Origin of the sequence: Limnohabitans sp. 2KL-27 (assembly GCF_001269345.1) — a bacterium.
Classification (GTDB): Bacteria; Pseudomonadota; Gammaproteobacteria; order Burkholderiales; family Burkholderiaceae_C; genus Limnohabitans_A.
Map to the genome: position 1 here is coordinate 1,758,673 of NZ_CXOP01000002.1, position 15,881 is coordinate 1,774,553.

Here is a 15,881-nt window from a genome sequence, read left to right on the forward strand (position 1 = left end):
CGGCCATCACCTCTGCACCTTTGACGCCGTGAGGCGTCTTTTTCCCGAAAGATCGACACATGAATACGGCGCAAGCCAAGCGTGTCCTGGAAACGGCCTTGCTCACGGCAGGTCAGCCTTTGTCATTGCGCGACATGCGCGTGCTTTTTGACGATGCGCTCGGGGCCGACACCCTGCGGCAATTGCTGCAAGACCTGCAAAACGAATGGACCCCAAAGGGACTGGAGCTGATCCGTGTGGCCAGCGGCTGGCGCTTTCAAAGTCGCCCCGAGTTGCGCACATACCTAGATCGCTTGCACCCCGAAAAGCCCCCCAAGTACACCCGCGCCGTGCTGGAAACATTGGCCATCATCGCCTACCGCCAGCCGGTCACGCGCGGCGACATGGAAGACATCCGTGGCGTCACCATCAACTCGCAAATCCTCAAGCAGCTTGAAGACCGAGGCTGGGTTGAAGTCATCGGCCACCGTGAAACTGTCGGTCGCCCTGGGCTCTATGCCACGACACGCCAATTTCTGGATGATCTGGGCTTGGCCGCGCTGGATCAGTTGCCCATGCTGTCGCAAGTCGATGGCCAGACCTCGGCTTTGTCGGGTCTGGTGGACGAGTTGCCGGTTCAGCCGTCCTTGTCTCTAGAAGACGCGATCAATGCCTTGCCGTTCGAGATGCCCATCGTGGCGGACTCGAACGATGACCAATTTCCGGCCGAATCGGTCGGCTTGAATGAATCCCAGGACGCACCGAGCGCTCCTTCCGATCACAACGATGATCCTAGCTTGTCTGCGCCATCAGATCACCACCCTGACCATCCGCTCAATGGCGAAGCGTCTTCCAACACATGAACCAAGATCATCAAGACGACCCCCGCTCGGCATCACCTGAGACCCCAGCGCACCGATCCAAGGCTGGGGGGGCCGCCGAGTCGGTCTACAAGCCAATTGCGTTGGCCGATGTGGTCTCGGGACAGTTTGACGACGAAGAAGCGGCCCAAGAGGTCGCCATCGACCTGGGTAAGCGTGTGCTGGCCCCTCAGACCGATTCTCCCAAGCTGCACAAAGTGCTGGCCCAAGCGGGCATGGGCTCGCGCCTTGAGATGGAAAAACTCATTGCCGAAGGTCGAATTTCGGTCAACAACGAATCCGCCCACGTGGGCCAGCGTGTTCAATATGGTGACCAGATCAAGGTCAACGGCAAGGCCATCCACATCCGGATTGACCCGCCGCCCGCCCGCGTCATTGCCTACCACAAGCCCGCAGGCGAGATTGTCAGCAACGACGACCCGCAAAACCGCCCCTCGGTGTTTCGCAAGCTGCCGCGCTTGCAAAATGGCAAATGGCAATCGGTGGGTCGTCTGGACCTGAATACCGAAGGCCTCTTGTTGTTCACCAGCTCGGGCGAGTTGGCCAACCAGCTGATGCACCCGCGTTTCGGTCTGGAGCGTGAATACGCAGTTCGCGTTTTGGGCGCTTTGAGCAAGGACGAAAAGCAAAAACTGCTCGACGGCGTGATGCTCGACGACGGCCCGGCGCAGTTCGGCTCCATTGAAGACGGCGGTGGCGAAGGCTCCAACTGTTGGTACCGCGTCACCATTTCCGAGGGCCGCAACCGCGAGGTGCGCCGCATGATGGAAGCCGTGGGCCACGCGGTCAGTCGCCTGATCCGCATTCGCTATGGCGCCATGGTGCTGCCGCATGGCCTGCGCCGCGGCGCCTGGCTGGAGTTGGACGAATCCGACATCCGTGCGCTCATGCGTGCTGCGGGGACGCTGGATCGGACTCGGACCCCTGCGCCGCGCCCCGTCTCACGCACCGACCGCAATGATCGGCGCCCTCGTACTGGCGGGCAGGGCAGGGCAGGCACGGCTGTTCCGCGGGCCAAGCCTGTGGCCAAACCCAACCAGGCCCCAGGTGGTTCAGGCTTGCATGCCAAGCCGGATGGCCCCAAAAGCGAGGCCAAGTACATTGGAGCCGAGAGTTTCAACCGCTTGAAAAAAGCCCCGGGTGGCCCTGGCCGTGGTGGGCGGGGCAGCGGTGGCCGCAGCCGCTGATTCCAGCTTTTTCCATGGGGCCATGTGCCCCACGGCTGCCTTTGGGCGGGCCCGCTCAGGTTAGAATGACGGGCTTTGCCGCAGGGCAAAAATGCAATTAAAACCCTTTCGTTACAGGAAATACCATGGCCATCGAACGCACCCTCTCCATCATCAAGCCCGACGCAGTCGCCAAGAACGTCATCGGTCAAATCTATGCCCGTTTCGAAGCTGCTGGCCTGAAAGTGGTCGCTGCCCGCATGGCGCACTTGTCGCGCGGTGAAGCCGAGCAGTTTTACGCTGTGCACAGTGCACGTCCTTTCTTCAAGGACTTGGTTGACTTCATGATCTCCGGCCCCGTGATGATTCAGGCTCTGGAAGGCGAAAACGCCATTGCCAAAAACCGCGACCTGATGGGTGCGACCGATCCCAAGAAAGCCGATGCTGGCACCATCCGTGCTGATTTCGCTGACAGCATCGATGCCAACGCTGTGCACGGCTCCGACGCGCCTGAAACTGCTGCCGCCGAAGTTGCCTTCTTCTTCGCTGGCTTGAACGTTTACCCACGCTGATCGCGTCGCGGCTCCTGCGCGACTGACGACCCCATGACGGCCAACCTTCTCGAATTCGACCTGGAAGGTCTGGCCGTTTTTTGCGAAGGCTTGGGCGAAAAGCGCTTTCGGGCCACCCAGTTGTTCCGCTGGATCCACCAGCGGGGCGCTGCAAATTTTGATCAAATGAGCGATTTGGCCAAGTCCTTGCGCCAAAAGCTCCAAGCCCATGCACACGTTTCGGCGCTGCCTGTGATCAGTCAGCACATGTCTGCCGACGGCACCATCAAGTGGCTGTTCGATGTGGGCGATGGCAATGCCATCGAATCGGTGTTCATCCCCGAGGACGACCGCGGGACCTTGTGCATTTCGTCCCAAGCCGGTTGTGCGGTGGGCTGCCGTTTTTGCTCGACCGGCCATCAGGGTTTCAGTCGCAACCTCAGCACAGGTGAGATCCTGGCCCAGCTGTGGTTTGCCGAACACTTTTTGCGCCAACACCTGAAAACCGAAGAGCGTGTCATCTCCAACGTGGTGATGATGGGCATGGGCGAGCCACTGCAAAACTATTCGGCCCTGCTGCCTGCATTGCGCGCCATGCTCGACGACCATGGTTACGGCCTCTCGAGACGCCGTGTCACGGTCTCCACATCGGGGGTGGTGCCCATGATCGAGCGCTTGTCAGCCGATTGTCCGGTGGCTCTGGCGGTCTCGCTGCACGCGCCCTTTGATGCGCTGCGCGACAACCTGGTGCCGCTCAACCGCAAATACCCGCTCGATGAACTCTTGCAGGCCTGTATCGGCTATTTGGCCCATGCCCCGCGTGACTTCATCACCTTTGAATACTGCATGCTCGATGGTGTCAATGACCAGCCCGAGCACGCCAGCGCTTTGATCGACCTGGTGCAAAAGCACGCCCGTCAGGGGCTGCGTTGCAAATTCAACCTGATTCCTTTCAACCCTTTTCCGGCTTCGGGCTTGCTGCGCTCACCTCAGGCCCGAGTGCAAGCCTTTGCCAAGCAGTTGCAGGACGCGGGGCTGGTCACGACCGTGCGCAAAACCCGCGGTGACGACATCGATGCCGCTTGCGGCCAGTTGGCCGGTGATGTGAAAGACCGCACCCAGGTGCAAAATCGCATGGCGCAGCAGCGCACCATCCGTTGGGTGCCTGCGTCTTCTGTTCCAGCCCAGGAGCCCGGTGATGCCTGACCAAACGAATGCGGACACCCTTTCATTGACGCCTGAAGGCGCGGCGACCGCGCCCACGACAGCGGGCTCTTTGTTGAAAGCTGCACGGCAACTGGCCGGGGTGCATCTGGCGGTCTTGTCGGTGAACCTGAAAGTGCCCGTGCGTCAGCTGGAGGCTTTGGAGGCGGACCAGTACCCCGCTGACCAAAGCCCAGTGTTTGCCCGGGCGCTGGCTGCCAGCATGTGCCGCCAATTGCGCGTCGATCCCGCCCCAATTTTGGCTTTGATGCCCATGTCGTCCAATTACCTGGAGCCGCATGGTGCAGTGCGCCATGCGTACGTCGCACCCACCGATCTGGGGCGAGTGCGCAGGGTTTCGGCGGATGTGCCCAGCAAGGCCAGGTGGGCTGCTGGCGCGATGGTGGTCCTGATCGTTGTCCTGATCTGGGCGCCTCATCCGTCGCAATGGGTCTGGCTCAAGGCGGTGACGGCAGCGTTGACTGCAACCTTGGCCTCGCCCGAGTCCCAACCCGAGTCGGTGGCCACGGTCATCACACCGGTTTCTGAAGCCATGTCCCCAAATCCTCCCGCCATCACCGATCCATCGCAGGCTGGTGGGCAGGGCGGCCCTGTGAGCTTGCCGATGGCCATTCCCTTAACGCCTGGCATGCTTGCTGCGGCCTCCGTGCCTGTTTCGGCCTCAGTGCCCACTGCGGCTTCGGTTGCGCTGCCACCTGAATTGCTCTTCAGTGCCCTCAACACCAGCTGGGTCGAAGTGCGGGACAGCCAAAATCAACTTTTGTGGAACGGGGTGCTTCACACGGGCGATTCAAAGCGCTTGCCAGCACCCCATCCTGTCTCTGTGGTGGTCGGCCGGGCCGATGCCATTGAGGTGAATTTCAAGGGCCAACCTTTGGACCTGAAGCCACACACCAAAATCAATGTCGCCCGTTTTGAGGTGAAACCATGAGTGCTTTGTCTCCCGTTGCCATCGCTGTGCCTGCCCAGCGCAAAAGTCGCCAATCCAAAGTGGTCTGGGGTTCGCGTGTCGTCACCGTCGGTGGCGGCGCCCCGGTGCGCGTGCAGTCGATGACCAACACCGACACGGTGGACGTGATCGGCACCGCCATCCAGGTCAAGGAACTGGCCATTGCCGGCTCCGAGATGGTGCGCATCACCGTCAACACCCCCGAAGCTGCCGAGGCCGTGCCGCACATTCGCGACCAGCTCGACAAAATGGGCATTGATGTGCCGCTGATCGGCGACTTTCATTACAACGGCCACCGCTTGCTGACCGATTACCCGGCTTGCGCCGAGGCGCTGTCGAAGTACCGCATCAACCCGGGCAATGTGGGCAAGGGTGACAAGCGCGATGTGCAGTTTGGCCAAATGATCGAAGCGGCCATGCGGTGGAACAAAGCCATCCGCATCGGTGTGAACTGGGGCAGCCTCGACCAAGACCTGCTGGCCGAGTTGATGGACGCCAACAGCCAGCGCGCCCAACCTTGGGAGGCGCGACAGGTCATGTACGAAGCGCTCATCTCTTCGGCCATTTCGTCAGCCCAGCGTGCCGAAGCCATGGGCTTGGATGGGGCGCAGATTGCCCTGTCGTGCAAGGTCTCCGGCGTGCAGGATTTGATTTCGGTGTACCGTGAGCTTGGCCGCCGCACCGACTACGCCTTGCACCTGGGCCTGACCGAAGCGGGCATGGGCACCAAGGGCACGGTGGCTTCGGCGGCGGCTTTGTCGGTGCTGCTGCAAGAAGGCATTGGCGACACCATCCGCGTGTCCCTCACCCCCCAGCCGGGCGAAGCCCGAACCCAAGAGGTGGTGATCGCGTCCGAGATTTTGCAGTCACTGGGCTTGCGCATTTTTGTGCCCAGCGTGACGGCCTGCCCAGGCTGTGGCCGCACGACCAGCAGCACCTTCCAGGAGCTGGCCAAACAAATTGACGACTTTTTGCGCGCCCAAATGCCCGTCTGGCGTGTGCGCTACCCTGGGGTCGAAAACCTCAAGGTGGCCGTGATGGGCTGCATCGTCAACGGCCCTGGCGAGAGCAAGCACGCCGACATCGGCATCAGCCTGCCCGGCACCGGCGAAGCGCCTGCAGCCCCGGTGTTCATCGACGGTGAAAAGCGCCTGACCTTGCGCGGCGAAGGCATCGCGCAAGAGTTTCAGGGGCTGGTTGAAAACTACATTGAGAACCGATTCGGTTCCGGATCTGCTGAGAAAAAATGAGCGAGTCGCTGAAAGAAAACACCCCCAAAGTCGAAAAAACGGCCAAAGCCCAGAAGCTGGTCGGCGTCAAGGGCATGAACGACATCTTGCCGCCCGACTCGGCGCGTTGGGAGTGGCTGGAGGGCCAAGTTCGTGCTTTGATGGCCCGTTACGCCTACCGCAATGTGCGATTGCCCATCGTCGAGCCGACTGCCTTGTTTGTGCGTGGCCTGGGCGAGGTCACCGACATCGTCGAGAAGGAGATGTACTCCTTTGAAGACCGCTTGAACGGCGAGCAACTCACGCTGCGCCCAGAAGGCACGGCCGGTTTGGTGCGCTCGGTGGTCGAGCACAACCTGCTGTACGAAGGCGGCAAGCGCCTGTATTACATGGGCCCCATGTTCCGCCACGAGCGGCCGCAGCGCGGTCGCTATCGGCAGTTTCACCAGATCGGCGCCGAGGTACTGGGCTTTGGTGGCCCGGAGGTCGATGCCGAACTGATCTTGCTGGCGCATGACCTGTGGAAGGTGCTGGGCCTCCAAGACGTGCGCTTGGAACTCAACAGCCTGGGCCAGCCGGCTGAGCGCCAAGCCCACCGCGCGGCATTGATCGCCCACCTCGAACAGCACAGCGATGTGCTGGACGAAGAGGCCAAACGCCGCTTGCACAGCAACCCGTTGCGCATTTTGGACACCAAAAACCCGGCCATGCAAAGTGTGGTGGATGCTGCGCCCCGTTTGCTCGATTTTTTGGGTGAGGCCTCATTGGCCCACTTCCAGGCCGTCACGGCCATCCTCGATGCCAACGGCGTCACCTACAGCATCAACCCGCGCCTGGTGCGCGGCATGGATTACTACAACCTCACGGTGTTCGAGTTCATCACCACCCGCTTGGGCTCGCAAGGCACCATCTGTGGCGGTGGCCGGTATGACTACCTGATTGAACAAATTGGCGGCAAGCCAGCGCCTGCCGTCGGCTGGGCTTTGGGCGTCGAGCGTGTGCTTGAACTCATCAAGGAACAGGGTGAGGCTTTGCCCGATTTGGCCCCTGATGTGTACGCCATCGTTCCCGAAGCGGCTGCCTTGCCTTTGGCCATGCAGGTGCTGCAGGCTTTGCGCGCTTGCGGCCTCTCGGCCCAGATGCATGCAGGCAGTGGCGAAGGCATGGGCAGCATGAAGTCCCAATTCAAGAAGGCCGATGCCTCGGGGGCTCGGTATGCCCTGGTGTTTGGGGCCGAAGAACTGGCCCAAGGCCAGGTGGCGGTCAAATCGCTGCGCGACGGCGCAGGTGCCCAGCGTACCGAGTCTTTGAGCACGGTAGCCGACTGGGCCCTGAGCCTACAATCTCCGCTTTGAAGCGCAAACAGCAACCAACACACCATGGCCAAAGCACTCGACCTCGATGAACAAGAACAACTTGACCAGATCAAACACTTCTGGAAGACCTGGGGCAACCTGATTTCCTGGGTGCTGATCGCTGTTTTGGGCAGCTTTGCTGCCTGGAACGGTTACCAGTACTGGGAGCGGACTCAGGCCACCAAGGCCGCTGCGCTTCATGACGAGGTCGAGCGGGCAGTGGCCTCCGGGGACATCAGCCGGGTCGAGCGCAGCCTGGCGGACATGAAGGACAAGTTTGGGCGAACCCAGTTTGCCCAGCAATCGGCCTTGTTGGCGGCCAAAGCACTGCATGCACAAGGCAAAGCCGAAGCCGCTCGCGATGCACTGAGCTGGGTGGCCCAAGGCGCTTCTGACAAAGCCTACCGCGACATTGCGCGTTTGCGTTTGGCTTCACTGCAACTCGATGTCAAGGCGTATGACGAGGCTTTGAAGCTGCTGACTCTGGAATTCACGCCTGAGATGTCAGGCTTGGCCGCGGATTTGCGCGGCGATGTGCTCCATGCCAAAGGCCAACGTGCCGAAGCCATCGCTGCTTACCAGCAAGCCTGGAAAAAACTGGCAGACACCCCTGATTACCGGCGTTTGGTCCAAGCCAAGCTCAACGCACTGGGCATCGATCCTGATGCGGCTGCTGTTTCGGAGGCCCCAAAGTGATGTCTGTCTTGTCAAACACCTGGACCCGTTGGGCCTTGTTGGGGGCCTTGGCCATGTCGATCGCGGCATGCTCGAGTTCGCCCGACAAGCCCAAGCCAGCCGAGCTGCCTGCCGTCAGCGGCGAATTGACCGTGCAAAAGGCCTGGTCCACGACCTTGGGGCCTGTCACCACACCTTTGTTCGCTTCGGTGCATGGTGATCAAGTGGCGGTGGCTTCGACTCAGGGTCAGGTGGCCTTGATCAACGCCTCCAGCGGCAAGGACGTTTGGCGACTCCAATTGGACAGCCCCATCCAAGCGGGCGTCAGCGGTGACGGTCAGCGTTTTGCGGTGATCACCCGAAACAACGAGGTCGTCGCCATCGAGTCGGGCAAGGTCGTTTGGCGTTACCGTTTGTCTGCCCTGTCTTACACCGCACCTGTGGTCGCGGGTGCACGCGTGTTTGTGTTGACGGCGGACCGTGCGGTCACCGCACTCGACGGTGCTTCGGGCCAAAAACTTTGGAGCCAGCAGCGCACCGGAGACCCTTTGGTGTTGCAACAAGCCGGTTTGCTGATGCCCTTGGGTGACACTTTGCTGGCCGGTTGGGGTGGGCGTTTGGCCGCTCTGAACCCGAATACGGGTGCTGTATTGTGGGAAACCCTGGTTGGATCGACGCGTGGCACGAACGAAGTCGAGCGACTGGTGGACTTGGTTGCAGGGGCTAGCCGTCAAGGACAAACCCTGTGCGTGCGCGCCTTCCAGTCGTCGGTGGCCTGTGTGGATGCCAACCGCGGGACCACCTTGTGGACGCGTCCTGCACAAGGCCATGAAGGCCTGGATGGGGATGACAAGTGGGTGTTTGGTGTGGAATCAGACAGCAAGGTGTTGGCTTGGCAGCGCCAGGGCGGACAGCCTGCATGGACTCAGGATGCCTTGCGTTTTCGGGGCCTGAGTGCACCTTTGGTGCTGGGTCGCTCGGTGGTCATGGGCGATGACAATGGCTTGGTTCACTTCCTGTCTCGACAAGACGGAAAGCCCTTGCAGCGTTTGAGCACGGATGGCAGTGCCATCATGGGCAAGCCGGTGGCCGCTGGGCAGACTTTGGTGGTGGTGACACGCGCCGGGGGCGTTTTTGGATTTCGCCCTGAATGATGGATCGGAAAATTTTTAAGTGAAACCTGTACTGGCCCTCGTTGGCCGCCCCAATGTGGGCAAATCCACGCTGTTCAACCGCCTCACCAAGACCCGGGATGCCATCGTGGCCGATTTTGCGGGCCTGACACGTGACCGCCATTACGGCAATGGCAAACAAGGCCGTCAGGAATTCATCGTCATTGACACGGGCGGTTTTGAGCCCGATGCCAGCGCTGGTATCTACAAAGAGATGGCCAAGCAGACGCAGCAGGCCGTGGCCGAGGCGGACATCGTCATTTTTGTGGTGGACGCCCGCGGTGGGCTGTCGGCGCAAGACCATGACATTGCCAAATACCTGCGCAAGATCGGCAAACCCTGCTTGTTGGTGGCCAACAAGGCCGAAGGCATGCTCGAAGGCATCCAGCTGACCGAGTTCTACGAACTGGGTCTCGGCGAGGTGATCGCCATCTCGGCAGCGCACGGGCAGGGCACACGTGGCCTGGTGGAGTTGGCTTTCGAGTCGCTGAATTTGCCCGATGAACCCGAGGAGACCGAAGAAGACCCCTCGGTCATCAAACTGGCGGTGGCCGGTCGCCCCAACGTGGGCAAGTCCACCCTGATCAACACTTGGCTGGGTGAAGAGCGCCTGGTGGCTTTTGACATGCCGGGCACCACGCGTGATGCGATCAGCGTGCCGTTTGAGCGCCAAGGTCAGAAGTTTGAGCTGATCGATACCGCCGGATTACGCCGCAAAGGCAAGGTGTTTGAAGCCATCGAAAAGTTTTCGGTGGTCAAAACCCTGCAGGCGATCGAATCGGCCAATGTCGTGTTGCTGCTGCTGGATGCCGAGCAGGGCGTGACCGACCAAGACGCCCACATTGCCGGTTATGCCCTGGAAAGCGGCCGCGCCATGGTACTGGCCGTGAACAAATGGGACGCGATCGACGAATACCAGCGCCAATTGGTCCAGCGCTCGATTGAGAACCGCTTGCCGTTTTTGAGTTTTGCCAACATGCACTTCATCTCGGCCAAGAAACGCCAAGGTTTAGGCCCGGTCTGGAACTCGATCGTGCAGGCCCACAAATCGGCCATGTGCAAGATGAGCACGCCCATCTTGACGCGCTTGCTGCTTGAAGCGGTGCAGTTCCAAAGCCCGCAGCGTGGCGGCATGTTCCGCCCCAAGATGCGTTATGCGCACCAAGGCGGCATGAACCCGCCTGTGATCGTGATCCATGGCAACTCGCTCGAGCACGTCACCGATACTTACAAGCGTTTTCTGGAGGGGCGCTTTCGCAAAGCCTTCAACCTGTCGGGTACACCTTTGCGCATTGAAATGAAAACCTCGGTGAACCCCTTTGCCGACAAGGAATCCAGTTGAGATTTGAGGAATTTGAGACTTCTACCGAATTGACTTTTGCCCCTGTGGTAAGGTCTTGACTTCAAAACTTCTGAACACGGAGAATATCGTGAGCAACAAAGGTCAACTTTTGCAAGACCCCTTTCTGAATGCACTGCGCCGCGAGCATGTGCCGGTTTCGATTTACCTGGTCAATGGCATCAAGCTCCAAGGTCAGATCGAGTCTTTTGATCAATACGTGGTGCTTTTGCGCAATACAGTTACCCAAATGGTCTACAAGCACGCCATCTCGACCATCGTGCCTGGCCGCTCCGTCACCTTCAGCACCCCCGAAACGGGTGAAATCACCGCTTGATGTGGTTTGGGCTTGCCCGGCGGTGTGACCCCGCCGATGCTGGTTGCTGACATTGTCTGAAATATCCTTCCAAAAAACCCCGCCGACCTTACTGGTCGGCGTTGACTTTGGGCTGCCCCATTTTGATGGCGACTTGCAAGAACTCGGTCTTTTGGCTGAATCCGGCGGCTTGAAACCTGTGGCGCGTCTGACTTGCAAACGCAAGGCCCCTGACCCAGCGCTCTTTGTGGGCAGCGGCAAGGCCGATGAAATCAAGGCCTTGGCCCTGCTGCACGGGGCGGTCGAGGTGCTGTTTGACCAGGCTTTGAGTCCGGCGCAGCAGCGCAATTTGGAGCGCCACATCGGCTTGCCGGTGAACGACCGCACCTTGTTGATCCTTGAAATTTTCGGCCAGCGTGCGCGCAGCCACGAGGGCAAACTCCAGGTGGAGCTGGCGCGTCAGCAGTATCTGAGCACCCGCTTGGTGCGCCGTTGGTCGCACTTGGAGCGTCAAAGCGGCGGCATTGGCATGCGCGGCGGACCTGGTGAGACGCAGATTGAGCTGGACCGCCGCATGATCAATGATTCGATCAAGCGCATCAAGGAGCGATTGGTCAAGGTCAAAAAGCAGCGCAACACCCAGCGCCGCCAGCGCGAGCGGCGCGACACCTTCAACATCTCTTTGGTGGGTTACACCAACGCGGGCAAGTCCACCTTGTTCAATGCTTTGGTCAAAGCCCGTGCCTATGCAGCCGACCAGCTGTTCGCCACCTTGGACACCACCACACGCCAGCTTTACCTGGGTGAAGCGGGACGCTCTGTCTCCTTGTCCGACACGGTGGGTTTCATCCGTGATTTGCCGCACGGTCTGGTCGAGTCTTTTCAGGCCACACTGCAAGAAGCCACCGAGGCAGATTTGCTGCTGCACGTGGTCGATGCATCCAACCCGGATTTTCCGGAGCAGATGACCGAGGTGCAAAAAGTGCTGACCGAAATCGGCGCCGAGCATGTCCCTCAACTGCTGGTTTTCAACAAACTCGACGCCCTGCCACCGCAGCTTTACCCCCTTCAATTGCAGGATCAATACGAGCTGGACGGCGTGCCCGTTCCCCGTGTATTTTTGAGCGCCCAATCGGGGAAGGGTTTGGACTTGTTGCGTTCTGCCTTGTCCGACATCGTCAAAAAGGCCTTGCCCCCCACCATTTCTGAAGCCGCAGATCCCCGTGACTTGACCCGGGAATATCCGGGTGATCTGCCATGAAGTCCAACCGAATTCGGCACAATGCGGATTCGTCATCCTGACAAAGACTCTTCACCATGAATTTTCACCTGCCAGCCCTGCGATGGTCCTTGCTTCCCGCAAAGATCCGAGGCATGTTCAATCTGAATGACCCACGTTGGGGTCGGGACGACGACAAATCCACAGCGGACTCGGGCAACAAGCCTGCAGGCGATGTGCCGCCACCGGGCTCCAAGCCAGAATCTTGGCAGCAAGCACCCGGTCGTGGTTCGCAGCAGCAACAAAGCGGCCCCCCTGACCTGGACGAGCTCTGGCGCGACTTCAACCGCAAGTTGGGCCAGTTGTTTGGCGGCAAGGGCGGACCTCAAAAACCCCAAGGCCCGGGTGGCTCCGGCGGCGGATCGGGCGGACCTGGCATGCCTGTTTTCTTGAAAAATCTGGGCTTGGGTGTGATTCTGGCGGGCGCCTTGTTGGTCTGGCTAGGCACAGGATTCTTCATCGTGCAAGAAGGCCAGCAAGCCGTGATCACGCAGTTTGGCAAGTACCACTCCACAGTGGGTGCCGGTTTCAACTGGCGGATGCCATACCCCATTCAACGCCAGGAACTGGTGTTCGTGACCCAAATCCGTTCGGTGGACATTGGCCGTGACAACATCATCAAGGCCACGGGCCTGCGCGAATCGGCCATGTTGACCGAGGACGAGAACATTGTCGAGATCAAGTTTGCCGTTCAATACCGACTCAATGATGCCCGCGCTTACCTGTTCGAAAGCCGCAATCCGACCGAAGCCGTGGTTCAGTCTGCTGAAACGGCGGTGCGCGAGGTGGTGGGCAAAATGAAAATGGACTCGGCCTTGGCCGAGGAACGCGACCAGATTGCGCCCCGCGTGCGTGAAAAAATGCAGACCATCCTTGACCGCTACAAAGTGGGCATTGAAGTGGTGGGCATCAACTTGCAGCAAGGCGGCGTGCGCCCACCCGAGCAGGTTCAGGCAGCGTTTGATGATGTGCTCAAGGCCGGTCAGGAGCGCGAACGCGCCAAAAACGAAGCCCAAGCCTATGCCAACGATGTCGTGCCCCGGGCTGTGGGTGCGGCTTCGCGCTTGAAAGAAGAGGCCGATGCTTACCGCGAACGCATCGTGGCGCAAGCCGAAGGTGATTCGCAACGCTTCAAGACCATCTTGCCTGAATACCAAAAGTCGCCGCAAGTCATGCGTGACCGCATGTACACCGACGCCATGCAGCAGATTTACAGCAACGTGACCAAGGTGCTGGTGGACAGCAAGCAGGGCTCGAACCTTTTGTACCTGCCGCTTGACAAGATCATGCAGCAAGTGGCTGCCGCTGCACCTCCCGCCGTGGATGTGCCCGCTGGGCCTGCCAATGGCAATTCGGTCAACAACGGGGCTGTGGACACACGTTCACGCGACCTCCAGCGTTCGCGTGACCGCGATCCACGATAAGGACAAATAAAAATGAATCGCATTGGATTGTTGATATCGAGCTTGCTGGTGGCCTTTGTGCTGTTCAGCTCGACCGTGTTTGTGGTTGACCAGCGCCAATTCGGGGTGGTTTATGCCCTGGGTCAGATCAAGGAAGTCATCACCGAGCCAGGTTTGCACTTCAAGTTGCCGCCGCCGCTGCAAAACGTCAACTACATCGACAAGCGCTTGCTGACTTTGGACAGCCCCGACAACGAGCCCATGCTCACGGCTGAAAAGCAGCGTGTGGTGATCGATTGGTATGTGCGCTGGCGCATCACCGACCCACAGGCTTACATTCGCAACGTGGGCCTGGACGAGAAGGCGGGCACCAACCAGCTCAACCGGGTGGTGCGCAATGCCTTCCAGGAAGAGATCAACAAGCGGACCGTCAAGGAATTGCTTTCTTTGAAGCGGGAAGAGCTGATGGACGATGTCAAAGCCGCCGTTCTGGTGGTGGTCAAGGGTGCCAAGCCATGGGGGGTGGATGTGGTGGATGTGCGCATCACACGCGCCGACTATGTGGACACCATCACCGAATCGGTTTACCGCCGCATGGAAGCCGAGCGCAAGCGCGTGGCCAATGAACTGCGCTCGACCGGCGGTGCCGAGGGTGAAAAAATCCGCGCCGATGCCGACCGACAGCGCGAGGTGACGATTGCCAATGCTTACCGCGATGCCCAAAAGATCAAAGGTCAGGGCGATGCCCAAGCGGCCCGTTTGTATGCCGAGTCATTTGGTCGCGACCCCCAGTTTGCGCAGTTTTACCGCAGTCTAGAGGCCTACAAATCCAGCTTTGCCAGCAAGAGCGACGTGATGGTGCTCGATCCCGGCAGCTCCGAATTTTTCAAGGGCATGCGCGGCACACCCGGCAACACGCCTGCCCGGAAGTAAATCTTGCTGGACACCCTCCTGCTGGCGTTGGGCCTCATGCTCATCCTGGAGGGCTTGATGCCCATGGTCTCACCATCGAATTGGCGTCGCCTGTTTGAGCAGCTGCTGCAGCTCGAGGATGGGCAAATCCGGTTCTTTGGGATGGCCATGGTCATCACCGGCTTGTTGTTCTGGTTTGTTTCCTGAGCGCAAACCCGGAAACGGGCTTTCCAGCCGGTAAAATCTCGTTTTTAACAGTCCCCCTCCATCCCCATGTCTGCTTGGGTCCTCCCGGATCACGTTGCCGATGTCTTGCCTTCCGAGGCTCGTCACATCGAAGAACTCCGTCGCGAACTGCTGGACACCGCCCGTGGCTATGGCTACGAGCTGGTGATGCCGCCGCTGCTGGAGCATTTGGAATCCCTGCTGACCGGCACGGGTGAAGCCCTGGATTTGCAGACCTTCAAGCTGGTCGACCAACTCTCGGGCCGCACCTTGGGTTTGCGTGCCGACACGACCCCCCAGGTGGCACGCATCGACGCCCATTTGCTGGGACGCACCTCACTGACCCGTCTTTGCTACTGTGGACCCGTGCTGCACACCCGTCCAGCACGTCCGCACGCCACCCGCGAGCCGCTGCAACTGGGCGCTGAAATCTACGGCCATGCCGGCCCTGAAGCCGATCTGGAAATTCTGCAATTGGCGCTGGCCTGTCTGGCCGCTGGCCGTGCATCCGGGCTGCAGGTGGACCTGGCCGATGCCCGCATCGTGAACCGCTTGCTGCAAGACCAGCCTTTGAGCGAAGTGCAACGCCACGCCCTGCATGCCGCTTTGGCGAGCAAGGACGCTTCGGCGGTGGCCCGTTTGAGCACCGGTTTGACCCCCGCGGCGCGAGAGGGGCTGTTGGCCCTGGTTGATTTGTACGGCGATATCGGTGTTTTAGACCGGGCTGCATCGCGCTTGCCTGACGACCCCGAAATCACCCAGGCCTTGGCGCAATTGCGCTGGTTGGCCGAGCAGATCCCGGGTGTGGCCGTCAGTTTTGACCTGGGCGACTCCCGAGGCTACGCCTATTACAGCGGCATGCGCTTTGCCATTTATGCCAAAGGAGCTTCGGACGCCCTGGCCCGTGGCGGGCGTTACGACGGCGTGGGTGCGGTCTTTGGCCACCGCATCGACCGGGACCGTCCGGCCGTGGGTTTCAGCCTCGATTTGAAAGAATTGGTGGCTGCCGTTCAGCCTCTGGCTTTGCGTGCAGCCATCCGCGCCCCTTGGGGCCAGTCGGCTTCCTTGCGCGCGGCCATCGCTGCGCTGCGCAGCCGTGGCGAAACCGTGGTCTGCGTGTTGCCGGGCCACGAAAGCGAAGTGGACGAATTCCATTGTGACCGTGAGTTGATCGAAGCGGCAGGGCAGTGGTTGGTACAGGCTCTTTGAGAAAGAACATTTCAAGC

At 60.1% G+C, this 15,881-nt stretch carries 16 protein-coding genes; all 16 read left to right on the plus strand.

Translation table 11 applies throughout. The features are described from left to right. Positions 1 to 59: 59 nt before the first annotated feature. The 16 genes from scpB (at position 60) to LHAB_RS11320 (ending at position 15,864) form a co-directional block, all read left to right on the plus strand. Positions 60 to 842, plus strand: a complete 783-nt coding sequence (gene scpB, locus LHAB_RS11245) for an SMC-Scp complex subunit ScpB (RefSeq protein ID WP_090046392.1) — start codon at positions 60 to 62, stop codon at positions 840 to 842. Then, on the plus strand, positions 839 to 2,047 hold the full coding sequence (locus LHAB_RS11250; protein ID WP_090046395.1) for a pseudouridine synthase: 1,209 nt from the start codon (positions 839 to 841) through the stop codon (positions 2,045 to 2,047). Before scpB ends, LHAB_RS11250 begins: the two co-directional genes overlap by 4 nt. A 125-nt stretch (positions 2,048 to 2,172) precedes the next feature. Beyond that, a complete protein-coding gene (gene ndk / locus LHAB_RS11255; protein ID WP_090046397.1) occupies positions 2,173 to 2,598 on the plus strand; it encodes a nucleoside-diphosphate kinase in 426 nt (141 codons plus the stop codon). 33 nt (positions 2,599 to 2,631) lie between these two features. Then, the gene (rlmN, locus tag LHAB_RS11260; protein ID WP_090046400.1) at positions 2,632 to 3,783 is read left to right on the plus strand and encodes a dual-specificity RNA methyltransferase RlmN; all 1,152 of its coding nucleotides are present in this window, start codon (positions 2,632 to 2,634) and stop codon (positions 3,781 to 3,783) included. After that, complete coding sequence (locus tag LHAB_RS11265) at positions 3,776 to 4,732, plus strand: helix-turn-helix domain-containing protein (RefSeq protein WP_090046401.1); 957 nt, start codon at positions 3,776 to 3,778, stop codon at positions 4,730 to 4,732. Before rlmN ends, LHAB_RS11265 begins: the two co-directional genes overlap by 8 nt. Beyond that, complete coding sequence (ispG, locus tag LHAB_RS11270) at positions 4,729 to 6,000, plus strand: flavodoxin-dependent (E)-4-hydroxy-3-methylbut-2-enyl-diphosphate synthase (protein ID WP_090046404.1); 1,272 nt, start codon at positions 4,729 to 4,731, stop codon at positions 5,998 to 6,000. Before LHAB_RS11265 ends, ispG begins: the two co-directional genes overlap by 4 nt. Next, positions 5,997 to 7,334 (plus strand): histidine--tRNA ligase, encoded by a 1,338-nt coding sequence (hisS, locus tag LHAB_RS11275; protein WP_090046405.1) that lies wholly within the window; start codon positions 5,997 to 5,999, stop codon positions 7,332 to 7,334. The genes ispG and hisS overlap by 4 nt, the downstream gene beginning before the upstream one ends. Positions 7,335 to 7,358: 24 nt before the next feature. Beyond that, positions 7,359 to 8,030: a YfgM family protein gene (locus tag LHAB_RS11280; protein WP_090046408.1), complete on the plus strand. Its 672-nt coding sequence runs from the start codon at positions 7,359 to 7,361 to the stop codon at positions 8,028 to 8,030. Continuing rightward, positions 8,030 to 9,163, plus strand: a complete 1,134-nt coding sequence (gene bamB, locus LHAB_RS11285) for an outer membrane protein assembly factor BamB (protein WP_090046410.1) — start codon at positions 8,030 to 8,032, stop codon at positions 9,161 to 9,163. Before LHAB_RS11280 ends, bamB begins: the two co-directional genes overlap by 1 nt. 19 nt (positions 9,164 to 9,182) lie before the next feature. Next, on the plus strand, positions 9,183 to 10,523 hold the full coding sequence (der, locus tag LHAB_RS11290; RefSeq protein ID WP_090046412.1) for a ribosome biogenesis GTPase Der: 1,341 nt from the start codon (positions 9,183 to 9,185) through the stop codon (positions 10,521 to 10,523). 70 nt (positions 10,524 to 10,593) lie between these two features. Continuing rightward, positions 10,594 to 10,857, plus strand: a complete 264-nt coding sequence (gene hfq, locus LHAB_RS11295) for an RNA chaperone Hfq (RefSeq protein WP_082431612.1) — start codon at positions 10,594 to 10,596, stop codon at positions 10,855 to 10,857. A 43-nt stretch (positions 10,858 to 10,900) separates the two neighbouring features. Next, entirely contained in the window at positions 10,901 to 12,097 is a 1,197-nt protein-coding gene (gene hflX / locus LHAB_RS11300; protein WP_369814118.1) for a GTPase HflX, read from the plus strand. 56 nt (positions 12,098 to 12,153) lie between these two features. Next, the gene (gene hflK / locus LHAB_RS11305) at positions 12,154 to 13,539 is read left to right on the plus strand and encodes an FtsH protease activity modulator HflK (protein ID WP_090046415.1); all 1,386 of its coding nucleotides are present in this window, start codon (positions 12,154 to 12,156) and stop codon (positions 13,537 to 13,539) included. Between the two features lie 12 nt (positions 13,540 to 13,551). After that, positions 13,552 to 14,451, plus strand: a complete 900-nt coding sequence (gene hflC / locus LHAB_RS11310) for a protease modulator HflC (protein ID WP_090046418.1) — start codon at positions 13,552 to 13,554, stop codon at positions 14,449 to 14,451. A 3-nt stretch (positions 14,452 to 14,454) separates the two neighbouring features. Continuing rightward, positions 14,455 to 14,637, plus strand: coding sequence for a DUF2065 domain-containing protein (locus tag LHAB_RS11315; RefSeq protein ID WP_090046420.1), 183 nt, complete (start codon positions 14,455 to 14,457; stop codon positions 14,635 to 14,637). A 66-nt stretch (positions 14,638 to 14,703) separates the two neighbouring features. Further along, positions 14,704 to 15,864: an ATP phosphoribosyltransferase regulatory subunit gene (locus tag LHAB_RS11320; RefSeq protein ID WP_090046422.1), complete on the plus strand. Its 1,161-nt coding sequence runs from the start codon at positions 14,704 to 14,706 to the stop codon at positions 15,862 to 15,864. Positions 15,865 to 15,881 lie beyond the last annotated feature (17 nt).

Excerpts from the sequence above, each read along its gene's own strand:
- scpB (WP_090046392.1), top strand. The coding sequence starts at position 60 with ATGAATACGGCGCAAGCCAAGCGTGTCCTGGAAACGGCCTTGCTCACG.
- LHAB_RS11250 (WP_090046395.1), top strand. The coding sequence starts at position 839 with ATGAACCAAGATCATCAAGACGACCCCCGCTCGGCATCACCTGAGACC.
- ndk (WP_090046397.1), top strand. The coding sequence starts at position 2,173 with ATGGCCATCGAACGCACCCTCTCCATCATCAAGCCCGACGCAGTCGCC.
- rlmN (WP_090046400.1), top strand. The coding sequence starts at position 2,632 with ATGACGGCCAACCTTCTCGAATTCGACCTGGAAGGTCTGGCCGTTTTT.
- LHAB_RS11265 (WP_090046401.1), top strand. The coding sequence starts at position 3,776 with ATGCCTGACCAAACGAATGCGGACACCCTTTCATTGACGCCTGAAGGC.
- ispG (WP_090046404.1), top strand. The coding sequence starts at position 4,729 with ATGAGTGCTTTGTCTCCCGTTGCCATCGCTGTGCCTGCCCAGCGCAAA.
- hisS (WP_090046405.1), top strand. The coding sequence starts at position 5,997 with ATGAGCGAGTCGCTGAAAGAAAACACCCCCAAAGTCGAAAAAACGGCC.
- LHAB_RS11280 (WP_090046408.1), top strand. The coding sequence starts at position 7,359 with ATGGCCAAAGCACTCGACCTCGATGAACAAGAACAACTTGACCAGATC.
- bamB (WP_090046410.1), top strand. The coding sequence starts at position 8,030 with ATGTCTGTCTTGTCAAACACCTGGACCCGTTGGGCCTTGTTGGGGGCC.
- hflK (WP_090046415.1), top strand. The coding sequence starts at position 12,154 with ATGAATTTTCACCTGCCAGCCCTGCGATGGTCCTTGCTTCCCGCAAAG.
- hflC (WP_090046418.1), top strand. The coding sequence starts at position 13,552 with ATGAATCGCATTGGATTGTTGATATCGAGCTTGCTGGTGGCCTTTGTG.
- LHAB_RS11320 (WP_090046422.1), top strand. The coding sequence starts at position 14,704 with ATGTCTGCTTGGGTCCTCCCGGATCACGTTGCCGATGTCTTGCCTTCC.